The organism is Nonomuraea longicatena (assembly GCF_039525605.1).
GTDB classification, from domain to species: Bacteria; Actinomycetota; Actinomycetes; order Streptosporangiales; family Streptosporangiaceae; genus Nonomuraea; species Nonomuraea longicatena.
This window is the reverse complement of record NZ_BAAAHQ010000008.1, coordinates 378,464-393,003: the sequence shown is the minus strand read 5'-3', so window position 1 is coordinate 393,003 and position 14,540 is coordinate 378,464. Positions and strand designations below refer to the sequence as shown.

Sequence of the window (14,540 nt, the reverse complement as noted above, 5' to 3'; positions counted from 1 at the left end):
GCATCCACTCCTTGACCTCGCGGACCGCCTGCTCGGTCGAGTCGGCCAGGCGCCCGGCCGCGTCCTCGGCGTCCGCGACGGCCTCCGCCGCCGCCTCACGGGCCAGGCCCAGCGCGCGTACGGCGGGCCACAGGCCGGCCAGCGCCAGCCGGTAGGCGGCCAGCGCCTCCCGCACCCCGTCCAGGTCGGCGGGCAGGCCGACGTCGCTCGCGAACTCGGCAGCACGCACCTGCGCGGCGTCGAGTCCCTCCTGCCTCTCGTTCATCACCCGGACGGCCCGCGCGTGCCGCCCGTCGAGGCGGGTCCGCAGCTCGTGGGCGGCGGCCAGCTTGACCTGGGCCTCGCGCAGCCCCTCCGCCGACGGGAGCGCGCGGTGCTCGGCCGCGAGGACGCGCTGCCGTCCCGCCAGCGCCTCCGCTTCGCCGGCGAGGGCGCCCATCCGCAGCCCGATCCCGTCGAGCTCGCTCCTGAGCGCGTCCAGCCGCGCCCGCCTGGACGCCTCGCGGGCGCCCTCTCCGATGTGGTCGGCGCCCGGTTTGCCCCAGGATCCAGCCAGGACGCCGTTGGCCCAGCGCCCGTCGACGGCGATCCAGGTCGCCGCGCCCGGCCCCAGGCCGATGCGCGCGAGCACGGCGTGCACCGCCGCGTCGGAGAGCGCGGCCGCGTGCGGGTCCGCCCGGTCGATGGCAGGTCTGAGCACGCTCGCGCAGGACAGGCCCGGCACCGCGCCGCCGCCCAGGACCACCGTGTCCCCCGCCAGCAGTTCCCCGTGCGGGGTCACCCACGCGTCCAGGATGCCCGCCGCCTCCAGCGCGGCCTCCAGCCCCGCCCGGTGATCGTCGGGTACGCCGTCGGCGAAGTCGACCACCTTCCACAGCGGCGCGCCCGGCCGAGGCGTCCTCGGCGCCCGCGTGTGCGGCGGCGGCGGGACATCGTGACCCCCCGCCTCCAGCCGGACGACCTCCTCGGCCAGTGCCTCAGCCTGGCCGCGCAACGCGGCCAGGGCGGCGTCGAGTTCGCTCTCGCGGCGGGCCAGGGCGGCGACGGCGGCACTGAGCGCCTCCGCCACGACGGCGGCGGCCGGATCGGGGCCCTCGGCGTTGACCGCCCACGCCTCCAGCCCGGCCAGCACCCCGTCGTGGTCGGGGACCCGCAGCTCGACCAGCCCGGCCAGGTAGCGGCCGAACGCGGCGACCAGTTCCGCCGCTTGGGCGCCCGCCCGCTCCTCCGCGTCGGAGACCGCCTCGGCCGCCTCGCCGAGTTCGCCGGCCAGGCGATCGACGTCCGCGCGGGCCGCGCCCACCTGTGACGCGGCCCGTTCGACGGCGTGAAGCAGCAGACGGAGCTGCTCGACGGCCTGCTCACGCCGGACGAGCGCCGTCTCCGCCTCCCTCGGCGTCTCGTGGAAGGCGCACCCGGCCAGCGCCGCCGCCCGCAACGCCGCTGCGTGGACCTGCGCGTGCTCGCGCAGCGCCCCCTCTTCCGTCCGTCGCGCCGCCTGCTCCCTGTTCGTCAGCCGCCCGCTCTCGGCCCGCACCCGGGCCAGCTCCCGCTGGGCGCGGCCCTCGTGTTCGGCCAGCCGTCCCGCCTCCTCGCGGGCCTGGGTGAGGCGTTCGGCGTCGCGCATCTCCGGGCTCTGCCGCAGCGCGGTGGCTCGGGCCTCCAGCAGGTTCTTCATGGTGGCGAGTTCGCTGAGCCGGTCCTGGACGGTCTCCAGCGCGGCCTCGGCCGCCGCCTGACCCGTCTCCGCCTCGCTCAGCTCGCGGCCCAGATGCTCGTACCTGCTCTGCGTCAGCCTGGGCCCCGCCGCCCTGCGCCGGGCCGCGATGGCGGCGTACCTGCGGTAGTGCGCGAGGAAGTCGGCGGCGGCGCGGCGGGACTCCTCCAGGCCGCGCAACGCGTCCCGTTCCTCGTCCAGCCCTCTGAACGCCTCGGCGACCGTCGCCAGCAGCGCCGGGCTGAGCGGCGGCAGCGCCTCCGTCAGCGCCCTCGACAGCAGCCGCTCGTCCGGGCGTTTCGACAACTGCGGCTGGCGCAGCTGGATCAGCAGGTTGACCAGCGCCTCGTACCTGTGGTCGCCGAGCCCGAACAGGGCCTCGTCCACCGCGCGCCGGTAGTCGGCCGCCCGGTCGTAGACCAGGCCGTGGCCGTCCACGGACTCGCGCAGCTTCTCCCTGGTCAGCGTCACCCCCGACGGCGCGAGCAGGCTCAGACCGCCGCCCACCCGCTGCGAGGTGACGAAGAACCAGTGGCGCACGATGCCCCGGTCCTTCACGGCCTTCAGCCCGCAGCCGATCGTGCGGAACTCCGCCGCGCCGTCCGCCGCGCGCCTGCCGAACTCCAGCCACGTGTAGCCGAGCCGTTCCGGATGCGGGTGCCGGCCGCCGAGCAGAAGGTTCCACTCCATGCGCTTCTGCCGGTCGCCGTCGGGTTCGACCCGGTGCGGGGACAGCTCGCCGTCCAGCAGGAACGGCAGGACGAGCGCCAGGACCTTCGACTTGCCCGTGCCGTTGTTGCCGCGCAACAGCAGCCTGCCGTCGTGGAAGTGGAACTCCTCCACGTCGTAGTAGAACATGTCCACGAGACCTGCGCGCAGCGGCTTCCACCGCTCCGAGGACGGGTCGGGCAACATCATTTCGGTCCTTTGACAGTCGGGGCGTCCAGCGCGAACCGGGCGATCGCCGGCCGTCCGGTCACCAGGTCGCCGTCCACGGTGATCAGGCGCAGCGCCGCCAGCTTGTCGAGTGCGACCGCGAGCAGGCCGTCCTCCGCGCCCGCCTCGGTGACGCCCTTGCGCCAGTACGAGCGGTGTGCCGCCGCCTGCTCGCGGACGAAGTCCCTCAGCCGCTCGCGGGAGTCCTCGCCCAGCTCGGCCAGCCGCTCGGCCACCAGCAGCGTCACGTGTCCGTCCGTGCGCTGCTCCGGCATCCGTACGTCGGTGAGCTCGTCCTCCGGGTCCACCATCGCGATCCCCTCCGCCCTGACCTCGGCCACCAGACCGGTCGCCTGCTCGATCCTGCGCACGATCGCGTGCCGCTGCGAGGTCAGATAGGCGAGCTCCTCCTCGTTCAGATCGGCGTAGTAGAGCACCGGATCGTCCAGCAGACACCGGGTCAGGCGCCGCCGCAGCGCCTGGTTGCGCAGGTCGTCGGTGTCTGCGTGCGGCTCGGCCGTCAACCGGGCGAGCCGCTCCTCGAAGCCCTCGTCGGTGATCGTCGACGGCCCCCTCGCGCCCGTCAGGAGCCCGGCCAGCACCTTGCGCCGCACGTCGTACAGCACGTCGCCGGTGGCCGACAGGTACGCCTCCTCGTCGCCCGCGACCCGGCGCAGCACCCCCCACTCCAGCAGCGTGCGCACCACGGCCACCAGGTCGGCCCGCTCGGCCCGCGTGTCGAGCGTGAACGCGAACCCGGCCGCCGAATCGAGCACCTCCTCGGCCAGCCTGCCGAGCGTCGTCTGCGCGTCCGCGCGCTCCAGCACCGCCAGAGCCAGGCACAGCACCACATACCTGCGCCTGCTGTACGGTTCCCCCGCCCGGCCGCGCGCCGGCCGGGTCGCGTCCGCCGTGTCCGGCACGGTCTTGAACAGCCGCGCCGCTTCCGAGTCGACCGCCAGCCGCCAGCCCGTCTCCCGGGTCAGCCAGTCGCGCAACTCGGCCGCGTACTGCCTGACCAGCGGGAGTTTGTCCGGGTCCGTCAGCAGCGGGTTCATGAGCAGCGCCCGCAACGCGGACCTGGCCCGCGCCGCGTCCTCCTCGGGCGTCACGCGAGGACCGTGATCTCGATGACGTGCTCCGGACCGGTCAGCACCCCGTCCTCGGTCTCGATCTCGACCGTGCCGCCGTCCGGCACCAGCGTCAGCCGCACCTCCATCGAGCCGTCGCCCGTCGTCGTCTTGACCTCGGTGTCCTCCGGCCGCCTGGCCGCCATGGCGTCGCCGAGCAGTCCGAGGAACAGCCGGAACGCGGTCGGGTCGAGCACGTCCAGCCGCGACAACGGCACCGGGCCGCCGGTGCGCAGCCGCTCGCGCGCGGCCGCCGTCTGCGCGGCCTCCCGCTCCACCTGTTCCATCAGCAGCCGGCGGGCGGTCGAGCGGTCGGCCACCTTGTTGAGCCTGCCGCGCCGCTCATAGGAGCCGGTGCGGCGCAGCTGCGGAGAGATCCTGACCGGCGGCGCCTTCGCCCACGGGGTCGTGGCGGGCACGTCGGCCGGGGCGCCGGCCGAGCCATCTGTCTGGGCGTCGGCCCTGCCGTCGACTGAGGCGCCGGTCGAGGTGCCGGCCCCGTCGGCGGCAGAGGTGCCGGTCAGGTGGCGGGCCGGGGTCAGGCCGAACGCGGCCCGCCACAGACGGTGCATCGCGGCCTCGTCGGGCGCGTCCGCGAACCATCGGGCGAGCGTGCGGAAGTCTGCCGAGCGGTCGGAACGGCCGGCCCGGCGCTCGTTGAGCAGTCCGACCGTGTCGATGAGCTGCTTGATCGCGGTCACGGCCGACTGGCGCAGCAGCCGCGCCTGCGAGGGGTGCCCGGCGTCCCGCGACACGAACCAGTCGCGCAACCCCCGCCACCGGTTCTCCCACCCGGCCAGCGCCTTACGGTACTCACCGCCCGCCTCCCCATCCCGCCCAACCGGCACCTTACGGTGTTCACCGTCCGCTTCCCCGTCCCGACCGGCTGGCGCCTCACGGAATTCGCCGCCCGCCTCCCCACCCCGCCCGGCCCGCTCGTCGCCGCCATGGTCGTCTGACGGGCCGCCGTCCGGGACCGCGTCCGCCGCCTCCCGCCGCGCCGCCGTCTCCAGCAACCGCCCGTGCCCGAGTTCTTCCAGCTCAAGCAGCAGCCGCGCGATCCGGGCCCCCGAGTTGGCCAGTTCGGCGATGAAGCGGTCGATGTAGTCGATCAGCCGTTCCTTGTAGGCGACGAACCCGTCCACGTCCCCGTCGGAGAAGTCGATCGCCCGGCGCAGCGACGACATGAACGCCTGCGCGTTGTCGGCCAGCGACCCGAACCGCTCGGCGAGCGCGATCAGGATCAGATGCACGGCGGCCGGGTCCGGATCCTCCCGCCGTGCCAGCACGACCAGCGCGCTCAACTGGTCGGCGATGTCCCCCAGCGCCACCGCCTGCAGCTGGCCGCGCCGTCCGATCGCCTCCTCGTAGAACGCGATCGACTGCTCGGCCGCCTGCCCCGCCGGAGTCAGCTGGAACAGCAGCCTCTTGCGGTGGAAGTCCTCGACGGAGGAGACCCGCCCGGTGTCGACGTCGGCCCGCAGGTTGCCCCACTCCGTGAGCTGATCCAGCGCCTGCCCGAGCTGTTCGTCGTCGTCCCTGCGCAGCTCGGCGGCCACGTCCTCGGGCCGCAGGTGCACGATGAACCGTTCCTTGGCCCGCGCGAACACCGCCATGATCGCCCGGTAGAGGGCCGCGTTGGGCGCACCGAGATGTGCGAACACCTGTGGCTGCGGAGGAAGGGAAGCCATTGCTCCAGTGTGGACAACTTTCCACCCCGTCACGGCTGTTGCGCCAGATCCGTCGGCGATTTTCTCCCGTTTCTCCCGTGCGACCGCCGCATGGCCGCCTGTGCCTGACAGACGACTCCTTCGTCCGCGTCGGAGAGCAGGATCCGCAGGATATGGCCCGGCACCGTGGACGAGGTGGCCAGCCACCAGCGCACCTCCACCGACCGATCCCGGGCGAGCAGCAGCGACTCTTCGTCCGTGAACCTCCCGCCCGAGTTCACCACCGCGACCCGGACCTCGGATCTGCGGTCGCGCACGAGCCTGGACCGTTGCCCGGTGGTGAGCCGGGGGTTGTCCGCCGCCGAGGCCCTGACCATCGTCTCCGGGTCTTCGACCAGCACCGCCAGCACGTCAGGCACGCTCGTGAAGCGGGCCACCGAGCCGCGTACGACCGCCGCCGGGTCGGCCGCCAGCCGCCGCTCGATCGCGGCGTCGATGCCCTTCCGCCCGGCCAGCAGGGTGCGCAGCGTCACGTGCGGCGAGGCGAGGACGGCTTCGGCCGCCTCGGCGTCGAGGTTGGGGTGCTCTGGCACCTCACCCCGGACCGACCAGTGCGGGTCGGCGACCATGCGCGTCAGCACCGCCGCAGGACAGACGGGGTTGGTCACGACGGCCTCGCGGGTTCTCAGGTCGCGATCGGCGGCCAGCAGGGCGAGCAGCTCCGGTACGGCCCGGCCCGCGACGGCCCGCCGTACCGCCGGGGACCGGTCCGCGGCCAGAAGCGTGAGCACCTCCACACCCGTACCGGCGTCGGCGGCGAGCGCGACACGATCCCGGACACGCGCTGGCAGAGCGGCGCTCATCACGACTCACCTCCTGGCTCGCGGAAGACACCGGCGAACCCCGCCATGACGACCGGAGCGGCGCTACGGCGCACAATCATGCACGCCATTGAACCCGACGGTGCCGACACTTTCCGAGCCGACCCTGCCGGTGGATCCGCAGATCCGGACGAATCCGGGTGAGCTGCCGATGAGCTGATCCACACCGCCGTGCGGTGCCATCCTGAACGGCGTCATGCCGGACCAGACCCAACCGTACGCGGGCGCCCTCGCGGCTTTCCGCCTCATGAGCATGCTCGCCGACGAGCATCATGCCGACCTCGACGCCCCGGCCAGACTGATGTCCGCCCATGCCTGGGTCGGCGGCGGCGCGCCCGCCTTCGCCGCCGACCTCGCCGGGCGGCGGGCCGAGATCCAAGCCGCTCTGGCGAGTGCACTGCGCGCCATGGCGGACCTGGTCATCCGTCAGGGCGGCCCCGCACTGGCGCCGCCCGGCCTGTTCACCTGCGTGAGCATGGCGAACGCCGCTCCCAGCCGGTTCCGGGGTGTCGAGCCCGCCGCCATGACCGCGCTGATCAGCAGGTTGCGGCAGGCGGGCGAGCGGCTTCCCGAGGCGGGCAGTCGGCTGGCCGCCTTACTCGGCGCGCACGGCCTGCCCTCGGGAGCGGGGGCGGGCGTCGGCCGGATCGGCGAGTGGGCGGAGATCCAGAGCGTCGGCCTGACCCGCCGCCTGGCCGTGATCCGGCGGACCGTCCCCGGCACCCTGTCCGCGGCGACGGTCGGTTACGGACTGTTCGGCGCCCACGCCGCGAGTTCCGTCGAGACGCTGCTCGCCAAACTCTCCGCCCAGGACACCTGTGTGCTCGCCCACCTCCTCGTCCTTCAGGAGAGCGGCGCCGACGCCGGGCTCGCGGCCCGCGTCAACGCCTGGTGGCAGACACTCGGCCCCGATCTCCAGGAGCGGCTGACGACACTGCCCGGGTTCGGGCTGCTGAACGGCCTGCCCGCCCTCGTGCGCGACCGGGCCAACCGGCACTGGCTCCTGGCCGAGAAGAACCGCCTGAACGGCCTCGCCCCCATTGAGGAGATCACCGACCAGCTGAAGCGGATCGATCTGATCGAGAGGCAGCTCCGCCCACACCCGGGCTACCCGCCTCCGCTACTGCTCGGCTTCGACCTGCGCGGCCAGGGCAGACTGATCGTCTCCTGGGGCGACCCCGACACCGCCGACATCGTCGTCACCTCGGTCTCCGGATTCACCTCTGGCCTCGATGCCGCGCACGCCGACCTAGAACGATCGCGTGCGCTCTGGCAGCAGGCCACCGCCACTAGCGGAGGCCGGTCAGTCGCCTCGATCACTTGGCTCGGTTACGACGCGCCCCAGCTCGACCCGGGGCTTTTCGACCCCGACAGATCGGTCGCCTTCTCCGGCGCGGCGGTCAAAGGCGGCAAGGCGCTCGCGGCGTTCGCTGACGGGCTACGGGCCTCGCACGAGCCGTCAGGCACAGCCCGCAGCATCATCGTGGGCCATAGCTACGGCTCGCTCACCACAGGACGGGCGGCGGTCCTCAGACCAGGACAGCTGGCCGACGACATCATCCTGATCGGCAGCCCCGGCGTCGGCGTCAGCCATGCCAGCGGGCTCGGCATCGATCCGCAGCATGTCTGGGTCGGAGAGGCGGGCGGCGACCCTGTGGCGACTCTGGGCAGGTTCGGCGCCGACCCCGGCGACGCCTCGTTCGGTGCTCGCCACATTCCGGCCGGCCGTGACCTCTGGACCTCTGCCCACAGCAGCTACTGGAACCAGGACTCTCCCTCCCTGCGCAACCTGGGATCCATCATCAACGGACAATACGACCAGCTCGTACACCCTGAGCCGCGCGACAATCGACCGCAGCTCCTCATGCCCGAATTCGCCCGCGAGCCGACGCTGCGCCCGGACCCGAAAGATGACCCAGCATGAGCCGAGCCCTGCTCACCGTAATCCTGTTCCTTTCAAGCTGCGCCACTCCCCAACTCACCATCACGCAGGCCCAAGCCGTCGCTCGCGTCGACCAACTCGTTCACGAAACGGCGACCGCCTTGGACCCACGTCCCAGGCTGGAACTCATCCCTTACTCGGTCCCGCCGGGCACCTGCCCGGAAGGAGAAGGGCAGGTGATCGTCAACAGGAAGTACTGGCTGCGCGGCGTTCCCGAAAGCCGGAACACGAACATCTCCCGCCAGGTCCGCGCGTTCTGGGTGTCGCAAGGACACCATGTCACCGGCTCCGGGACCGGCGGAAGCCCGAATCTGAGCGGCGAGTCCCAGCCGGATGGATTCATCCTGGCGCTGGTCCGGGCCGCAGACGGCGCACTTTATCTGGCAGCGACCTCGACCTGCGTCTGGCCGGACGGAACACCGCCGGAAACGGAGAAGACCCCGGCTCACTGAGCTGGGGTCTTCTCGTCGGTGCGCCGCCAGGGACTCGAACCCCGGACCCGCTGATTAAGAGTCAGCTGCTCTAACCAACTGAGCTAGCGGCGCTTGCGACAGACGTAACTGTAGCAGCCGCCGCACACCTCTCGCACACTCACGCGACCCGCGCAGCCGCCCGTCCGAACGCGGCGATCAGCAGGTCCCAGAACCTCTCCACGTCCAGCGCCGTGGCCACCAGCGCGTTCGGGCGATCTCCGGGCTCGAAGTCGACCAGGGTGGCGCCCGACGGGTCCACGGTGACGGACGCCGGGACGAGGGTCAGCAGGCCGGGGTCGAGGACGTGGGCCAGGGCCATGGCGTCGTGGAGGGCTGGGCCGCCGGTGTCCGTGACGGGCGCATACCGCTGGACGGCCGGCAGCAGCAGGTCCTCCGACAGGCGCCCGAAGCCGCGCATCCGCTCCAGCACCGAGGTGGTGACCTGGGCGGTGCGGGTGATGTCGAGGCCGACCATGGTGACGGTCCATCCGGCGCCGAAGACGGTGGCCGCGGCGGCGGGGTCGGTGCGGATGTTGAACTCGGTGCCCGGTCCGTACGTCCCGCCCATGACGACGAGGTCGCGCGCCCACTCGGCGATCCGGGGCTCCAGCCGTACGGCGTGAGCCAGGTTGGTCAAGGGACCCACGGCGACGAGCGTGATCTCGCCCGGGGCGGCGCGCAGCGAGGAGACGATGAAGTCGGCCGCCTGTCCGGGGTCGGCGGGGCGGACGGCGGGCGGCAGGAGGGCGCCGCCGAGCCCGGATGCACCGTGGACGTGCGCCGCGTCGACCGCGTCGGCCGAGGTGCCCCTGATGACGGGGACGTCGAGGGCGAGGAATTCGCGCAGGGCGAGAGCGTTGGCCGTGGTCAGATCCAGCCCGACATTTCCACCTACAGTGGTGATTGCGAGGAAATGACCGTCGGAGCCGGCCGCGAGTACGAGCGCCACTGCGTCGTCAATGCCGGGGTCACAATCAATAATAAATTTTCTCACTAAATCAGGATAAACAAGAATCGGGGCCGATCAGCTTCCCCCAAAGCTGACCGGCCCCGATCGTGGGCGGTCCAGGCCGGTACCTTCCCCCGAAGCACCGGCGGTCCCGCACTAGCAGACAGCGGTCCCCCTCCGCGTCCGCATCGGTAAAAGTCTGCAAGTGAGTCGCAGGACTCTTGACCTGCTTCGACACTACAGAGCCGAATGCAACGGACGCGTCATATAGGGGTCGAATGTCTCCCCCAAAGGGCTACGGAAGCTCCAAATGGACCTTGGTTCCCTCTTGCAGAGAACGGCCGACGGTGCAGTACTTCTCATGTACCCGCTCGGCCACCTTGCGGTACACCTCGTCCGCCTTCTCGGAGGGCACCTCGACGTCGTAGGTGACCGTGACCGGCCCCAGCAGGTTCGGCTCCACCTTCTCCGACTGGACGGTCATCGCCAGCCTGATGAGCCGCTGCCCGCGCTGGGCGGTGAGCGGCTCTACCGTCACGATGTTGCAGCCGCCGACCGCCGCCAGCAGCAGTTCGACGGGCGTGAACACGCCCTCCTCGCCACCCCCGCCGATCCGTACCTCGGCCCCCCGGTCGTTCGTCGCCCGGAACCCGCCGTCGTCTGTCCGCTCAACACGCACGTTTGCCATGTATGAGACATTACTCAGCCGCTCTCCCCTGACCAGTCCCCAGGTCGGCCGTCAAGGATCGTCAAAGTGCTTAGCCCGGACTTACACGGCTCGTGGGAACGTGTCCCGAGGAAGGAGACGCGATGACGTTCCCTGGATCCGCGCGCACGGAGACGGTCATGGGCATCCCCATGAACGTCGACATCCGCACGGCCCTGCCCCGGCGCGAGCTGGACCCGATGATCGACAACGCCTTCGCCTGGCTGCGCTGGGTGGAGCGCACGTTCAGCCACACCGACGAGGACGGCCAGATCGCCCGGCTCAACGACGGCCGCACGATCGAACAGATACCGGAACTCGTCGAGGTCCTGCACCGCTGCGACGAGCTCAGCGAGGCCACCGACGGCTGGTTCGACGCCCGCATCAACGGCCGGATCGACGTTTCCGGCTACATCAAGGGCTGGGCTCTCGAACGGCTGTCGCGGGCGCTGTCCAACGCCGGCGCCGTCGACCACCGCATCAGCGCCGGAGGGGACGTCAGGGTACGGGGCTCGGCGCTGCCCGGCCGCCCCTGGCGGATCGGCATCCGCGACCCGCGTACCGGTGCGGTCCGCAGGCAGGTCTTCGCCAACGACCTCGGGGTCGCGACCACGGGCGGAACCCGGGTGGTCGATCCCCGCACGGGCACTCCGCAGCGGGCGCTCGGCTCCGTCACCGTGCTCGGGCCCGACCTGTCCACCGCCGACGCCTTCGCCACCGCCATGTACGCCATGGGCCCGGTGCGCGCCCGCCTGTTCGCCCACGAGCTGGCCTCGGCCGAGCCGTACGAGAGCCTGCTCATCACCCGCGCGGGGCGCACGATGAGCACGCCCGGCTTCGCCGCGTACGCGACCCCGGCGGCGCTGGCGGGCTAAGCGTCCGGGTGTGCCTTCAGGTATTCGAGGTACACCGGTTTGAGCGCCTCGCCCAGATCGCCCTCCCCGGCGGCGAGCGCGTCGCTGAGCAGGGCCGAGACCCGGCTGAGGTCGTTGGCGGTCTCCCCGTCGTGACCGCTCGCGGCCTCGGCCGCCGGAATCACCTTCAGCAGGTTCCACAGGAAGGCGAAATCCCCGTGGCGTACGGCGTAGCGTACGGCGCGGTCGTGCAACTCGCTGGTCGACAACGATTCCAGTGCCTTCGCGTTCATCTCGCTCCCTTTCCCCCTGCACGCGTCTTCCCCTCGATCCCCTCCGAATAACCACCATGTGACTACATGGAGTGACGAGTGGGCACATAGCGTGCATGCTCGGCATCATGGTGATCGCGCTGGCGGCCGTCCTCGCGCCGCTCGTCGCCGACGCCGTCGGCCGGTTCGTCCGGGTTCCGACCGTGGTGCTGGAGATCCTGCTCGGCGTCCTGTTCGGGCCGGTGGTGCTGGGCTGGATCCAGATCACGAAACCGGTCGACGCGGTGTCGCAGTTCGGCCTGTCGATGCTGATGTTCATGGCCGGGTACGAGATCGAGTTCGCCCGGATCAGGGGGCGGCCGATCCGATCGGCGACGCTCGGCTGGTTCGTCTCGCTCGGCCTCGGCGTACTCGTCGGCCTGGCCACCAGCGGTCCCACGCTGGCGGCGCAGGTGGTGGCGCTGGCCGTCAGCACCACCGCGCTCGGCACGATCCTGCCGATGGTGCGTGACGCGGGCGCGCTGCCCACGGCGTTCGGCGGCCGGGTGCTGGCCATCGGGGCGCTGGGCGAGTTCGGGCCGATCGTGGCGATGGCGTTCGTCTTCTCCGAGGACGCGGCCTGGCACACGATCGCCGTCATCGTGCTGTTCACGGTGGTCGCGGTCGTGGCGGCGGCGATGGCGGCCCGGCCGCGCCATCCCGCGCTCGCCCGGGTCGTCACCGCGACCATGACGAGCAGCGGGCAGCTCGCCGTCCGGATCGTGGTGTTCGTCCTGATCGCCATGATCGCGGTCGCCCACCTGCTCAGCCTGGACGTGCTGCTCGGGGCCTTCGCCGCCGGGATCGTCGTCCGGCTGGCGGTCGCCTCGGGACCGCGCCACGAGAGGGAGATCGTCTCCTCCAAGCTCGACGCGATCGGTTTCGGCTTCCTCATCCCCTTCTTCTTCGTCGTCAGCGGCGCCGAACTCGACCTGAGGGCGCTGCTCACCGACCCGCGCAGCCTGCTGCTGATCCCCGTCTTCCTCGTGACGCTGCTGATCACCCGGGGGCTGCCGACGTACGTCCTGAACCGCCGCGACCCGCGCCTGCGCCCCGGCGAGCCCCGGGCGCTCGCGCTGTTCGCCTCGGCCGGGCTGCCGCTGATCGTGGTCATCACCACAACCGGCGTCGAATCCGGCGCGATCACCAGCGCCACGGCCGCGGCCATGGTCACCGCGGGTGTCCTCAGCGTCATGGTCTACCCGCTGACGGCACTGCGCCTCTATCGGTCGGCCGGTCGGAAGTGCCAGGATGTATCAGCGTGATATTCATCCTGAGAACCCTCGCGGCCGCGGTCGCCCTGTGGGTCGCCACCGTGCTGGTCAGCGGCATCACGGTCGAGACCTCGACCACCGCCAAGTACTGGGGCACACTCCTCGTCGTCGCCCTGATCTTCGGCCTGGTCAACGCGATCGTGAAGCCGATCGTGAAGATGCTCGGCTGCGCGGTCATCGTCCTCACCCTCGGACTGTTCCTCCTCGTCATCAACGCCGGAATGCTGCTGCTGACCAGCTGGATCTCCGGGCAGCTCGACATCCCCTTCCACGTCGACGGCTTCGTCTCCGCACTGCTCGGCTCGGTCATCATCAGCGTCGTGAGCTGGCTGCTCGGCCTGGTCATCCCCGACAACGACTAACCCATGAAACTCACCGGAACCGGCCTGAGCTGCGCACATGTCGCCGAACTGGCCGGAGGAGCGGCCCGGGTCACGATCGGACCCACCGATCGGGCCCGGGCCGCGTGGGTGACGGCCCGGGAACTCACGGGCCCCGTGTACGGCCGGAGCACCGGAGTCGGCGCCAACAAGGACGTCGAGGTCAGCGGATCCGGGCTGGACCTGCTGCGCAGCCACGCGGGCGGCGCGGGAGCACTCATCGAGGCGGAGCGGGCCAGGGGCATGCTGGCCGTACGGCTCAACCAGTTGCTGGCGGGCGGCTCCGGCATAGACCCCGGGGTGCTGCCGGTCCTCGCCGACGTGATCGGATCGGGGGCCACGCCGCCGGTCCGCGCCTACGGGGCCGTCGGCACCGGCGACCTGACCGCCCTGGCCACCACCGCGTTGTGCCTGCTGGGCGAGGTCGCCTGGCGGGACGGCCATGACGGGCTCCGGTACCCGCTGGCGGGCTCGGACGCGCTGCCGTTCATCAGTTCGGGCGCGCTCACCCTGTCCGACGCGGCCCTCGCCCTGCACCGCGTCCGCACGCTGCTGGAGGCGGCGATCACGGTCGCGGCCCGCTCGTTCGCCGCCGTCGACGCCTCGGCCGAGCCGCTGGCGGCGGCCGTGCACGAGGCCCGCCCCCACCCCGGGCAGGCGCTCGTCGCGGAGCGGCTGCGCGGGATGCTGACGCGGGAGCGGGCGGCCCGGGTGCAGGACCCGTACGGCTACCGGGCCTTCCCCCAGGTGCACGGCGCCGCGCTGGACGCGCTCGGCCACGCCGAGCGCGTCGTCGAGACCGACCTCAACGCCGCCGCCGAGAACCCGCTCATCTCGGGGACGCTGGCGTGGCACAACGGCAACTTCCACGCGGCGCCGCTCGCGCTCGCGCTCGACGCGCTGCGGGCGGCGCTGGTGCAGACCGCCCAGCTCAGCGCCGCCCGGCTGGCGACGCTCGTGAACCCGGCGTACACGGGGCGGCTGCCGTTCCTGGCCGACCGGGAGGGGGGCTCGGGGGTGATGATCCTCGAGTACGTGGCGCAGGACGCGCTGGCCGAGTTGCGCCACCTGGCCGCGCCGGTGACGACGGGGACCTCGGTGATCTCCCTGGGCACGGAGGATCACGCGAGCTTCGCCACCCAGGCGGCCAGGTACGCGCTGCGCTGCGTGGAGCCGCTGGAGATCGTCCTGGCCTGCGAGCTGGTCGCGGCCCGCCACTCGCCGTGCCCCGACCGGCCGCTCGACACCGACCTCGCCGCCGCCCGCGCCGAACTCTCCCGCTGACCCGACGCCTTTCTCGCCGTCGCCCAGGCCATG

The 14,540-nt window shown here is 72.0% G+C and carries 13 protein-coding genes and 1 tRNA gene; 6 read left to right on the top strand and 8 right to left on the bottom strand.

The window, feature by feature from the left end; translation table 11 throughout:
- The 4 genes from ABD120_RS11025 to ABD120_RS11010 all read right to left on the bottom strand — a co-directional run.
- A partial coding sequence (locus ABD120_RS11025) for a TIGR02680 family protein (protein WP_343949664.1) occupies positions 1-2,635 on the bottom strand: 2,635 nt, incomplete at its 3' end.
- Positions 2,632-3,765, bottom strand: a complete 1,134-nt coding sequence (locus tag ABD120_RS11020) for a TIGR02678 family protein (protein ID WP_343949663.1) — start codon at positions 3,763-3,765, stop codon at positions 2,632-2,634. The genes ABD120_RS11025 and ABD120_RS11020, both read right to left, overlap by 4 nt.
- Positions 3,762-5,474 carry a TIGR02677 family protein gene (locus tag ABD120_RS11015; RefSeq protein WP_343949662.1) on the bottom strand — a complete coding sequence of 571 codons (1,713 nt, stop codon included), beginning with the start codon at positions 5,472-5,474 and terminating at the stop codon, positions 3,762-3,764. Before ABD120_RS11015 ends, ABD120_RS11020 begins: the two co-directional genes overlap by 4 nt.
- A gap of 29 nt (positions 5,475-5,503) precedes the next feature.
- On the bottom strand, positions 5,504-6,316 hold the full coding sequence (locus tag ABD120_RS11010; protein ID WP_343949661.1) for a hypothetical protein: 813 nt from the start codon (positions 6,314-6,316) through the stop codon (positions 5,504-5,506).
- A gap of 214 nt (positions 6,317-6,530) precedes the next feature.
- Between ABD120_RS11010 and ABD120_RS11005 the strand changes: the two genes are divergently transcribed.
- Both ABD120_RS11005 and ABD120_RS11000 read left to right on the top strand, forming a co-directional pair.
- A complete protein-coding gene (locus tag ABD120_RS11005; protein WP_343949660.1) occupies positions 6,531-8,258 on the top strand; it encodes an alpha/beta hydrolase in 1,728 nt (575 codons plus the stop codon).
- Positions 8,255-8,728, top strand: coding sequence for a hypothetical protein (locus ABD120_RS11000; protein ID WP_343949659.1), 474 nt, complete (start codon positions 8,255-8,257; stop codon positions 8,726-8,728). Before ABD120_RS11005 ends, ABD120_RS11000 begins: the two co-directional genes overlap by 4 nt.
- Positions 8,729-8,747: 19 nt before the next feature.
- Here ABD120_RS11000 and ABD120_RS10995 read toward each other — a convergent pair.
- The 3 genes from ABD120_RS10995 to ABD120_RS10985 form a co-directional block, all read right to left on the bottom strand.
- Positions 8,748-8,821, bottom strand: a tRNA-Lys gene (locus ABD120_RS10995).
- 46 nt (positions 8,822-8,867) lie between these two features.
- The gene (locus ABD120_RS10990; RefSeq protein WP_343949658.1) at positions 8,868-9,743 is read right to left on the bottom strand and encodes a nucleoside hydrolase; all 876 of its coding nucleotides are present in this window, start codon (positions 9,741-9,743) and stop codon (positions 8,868-8,870) included.
- A gap of 250 nt (positions 9,744-9,993) precedes the next feature.
- Positions 9,994-10,386 carry an OsmC family protein gene (locus ABD120_RS10985; RefSeq protein ID WP_343949657.1) on the bottom strand — a complete coding sequence of 131 codons (393 nt, stop codon included), beginning with the start codon at positions 10,384-10,386 and terminating at the stop codon, positions 9,994-9,996.
- 122 nt (positions 10,387-10,508) lie between these two features.
- Between ABD120_RS10985 and ABD120_RS10980 the strand changes: the two genes are divergently transcribed.
- Entirely contained in the window at positions 10,509-11,279 is a 771-nt protein-coding gene (locus tag ABD120_RS10980; protein ID WP_343949656.1) for an FAD:protein FMN transferase, read from the top strand.
- Here ABD120_RS10980 and ABD120_RS10975 read toward each other — a convergent pair.
- Positions 11,276-11,551 (bottom strand): hypothetical protein, encoded by a 276-nt coding sequence (locus tag ABD120_RS10975; RefSeq protein ID WP_343949655.1) that lies wholly within the window; start codon positions 11,549-11,551, stop codon positions 11,276-11,278. The genes ABD120_RS10980 and ABD120_RS10975 overlap by 4 nt on opposite strands.
- Before the next feature lie 95 nt (positions 11,552-11,646).
- Between ABD120_RS10975 and ABD120_RS10970 the strand changes: the two genes are divergently transcribed.
- Genes ABD120_RS10970 through ABD120_RS10960 form a run of 3 tightly spaced genes read left to right on the top strand, consistent with a single transcriptional unit; the run spans position 11,647 to position 14,507 of the window.
- Positions 11,647-12,834: a cation:proton antiporter gene (locus tag ABD120_RS10970; protein WP_343949654.1), complete on the top strand. Its 1,188-nt coding sequence runs from the start codon at positions 11,647-11,649 to the stop codon at positions 12,832-12,834.
- Positions 12,831-13,205 carry a phage holin family protein gene (locus ABD120_RS10965; protein ID WP_343949653.1) on the top strand — a complete coding sequence of 125 codons (375 nt, stop codon included), beginning with the start codon at positions 12,831-12,833 and terminating at the stop codon, positions 13,203-13,205. Before ABD120_RS10970 ends, ABD120_RS10965 begins: the two co-directional genes overlap by 4 nt.
- A gap of 3 nt (positions 13,206-13,208) precedes the next feature.
- Positions 13,209-14,507 (top strand): aromatic amino acid ammonia-lyase, encoded by a 1,299-nt coding sequence (locus ABD120_RS10960; protein WP_343949652.1) that lies wholly within the window; start codon positions 13,209-13,211, stop codon positions 14,505-14,507.
- The last annotated feature ends 33 nt before the right edge of the window (positions 14,508-14,540 follow it).

Bases quoted from the DNA above. Each gene is read 5' to 3' on its own strand.
- ABD120_RS10970 (WP_343949654.1), top strand. From the start codon at position 11,647: ATGCTCGGCATCATGGTGATCGCGCTGGCGGCCGTCCTCGCGCCGCTC.
- ABD120_RS11015 (WP_343949662.1), bottom strand. From the start codon at position 5,474: ATGGCTTCCCTTCCTCCGCAGCCACAGGTGTTCGCACATCTCGGTGCG.
- ABD120_RS11010 (WP_343949661.1), bottom strand. From the start codon at position 6,316: ATGAGCGCCGCTCTGCCAGCGCGTGTCCGGGATCGTGTCGCGCTCGCC.
- ABD120_RS10985 (WP_343949657.1), bottom strand. From the start codon at position 10,386: ATGGCAAACGTGCGTGTTGAGCGGACAGACGACGGCGGGTTCCGGGCG.
- ABD120_RS10975 (WP_343949655.1), bottom strand. From the start codon at position 11,551: ATGAACGCGAAGGCACTGGAATCGTTGTCGACCAGCGAGTTGCACGAC.
- ABD120_RS11000 (WP_343949659.1), top strand. From the start codon at position 8,255: ATGAGCCGAGCCCTGCTCACCGTAATCCTGTTCCTTTCAAGCTGCGCC.
- ABD120_RS11005 (WP_343949660.1), top strand. From the start codon at position 6,531: ATGCCGGACCAGACCCAACCGTACGCGGGCGCCCTCGCGGCTTTCCGC.
- ABD120_RS10980 (WP_343949656.1), top strand. From the start codon at position 10,509: ATGACGTTCCCTGGATCCGCGCGCACGGAGACGGTCATGGGCATCCCC.
- ABD120_RS10960 (WP_343949652.1), top strand. From the start codon at position 13,209: ATGAAACTCACCGGAACCGGCCTGAGCTGCGCACATGTCGCCGAACTG.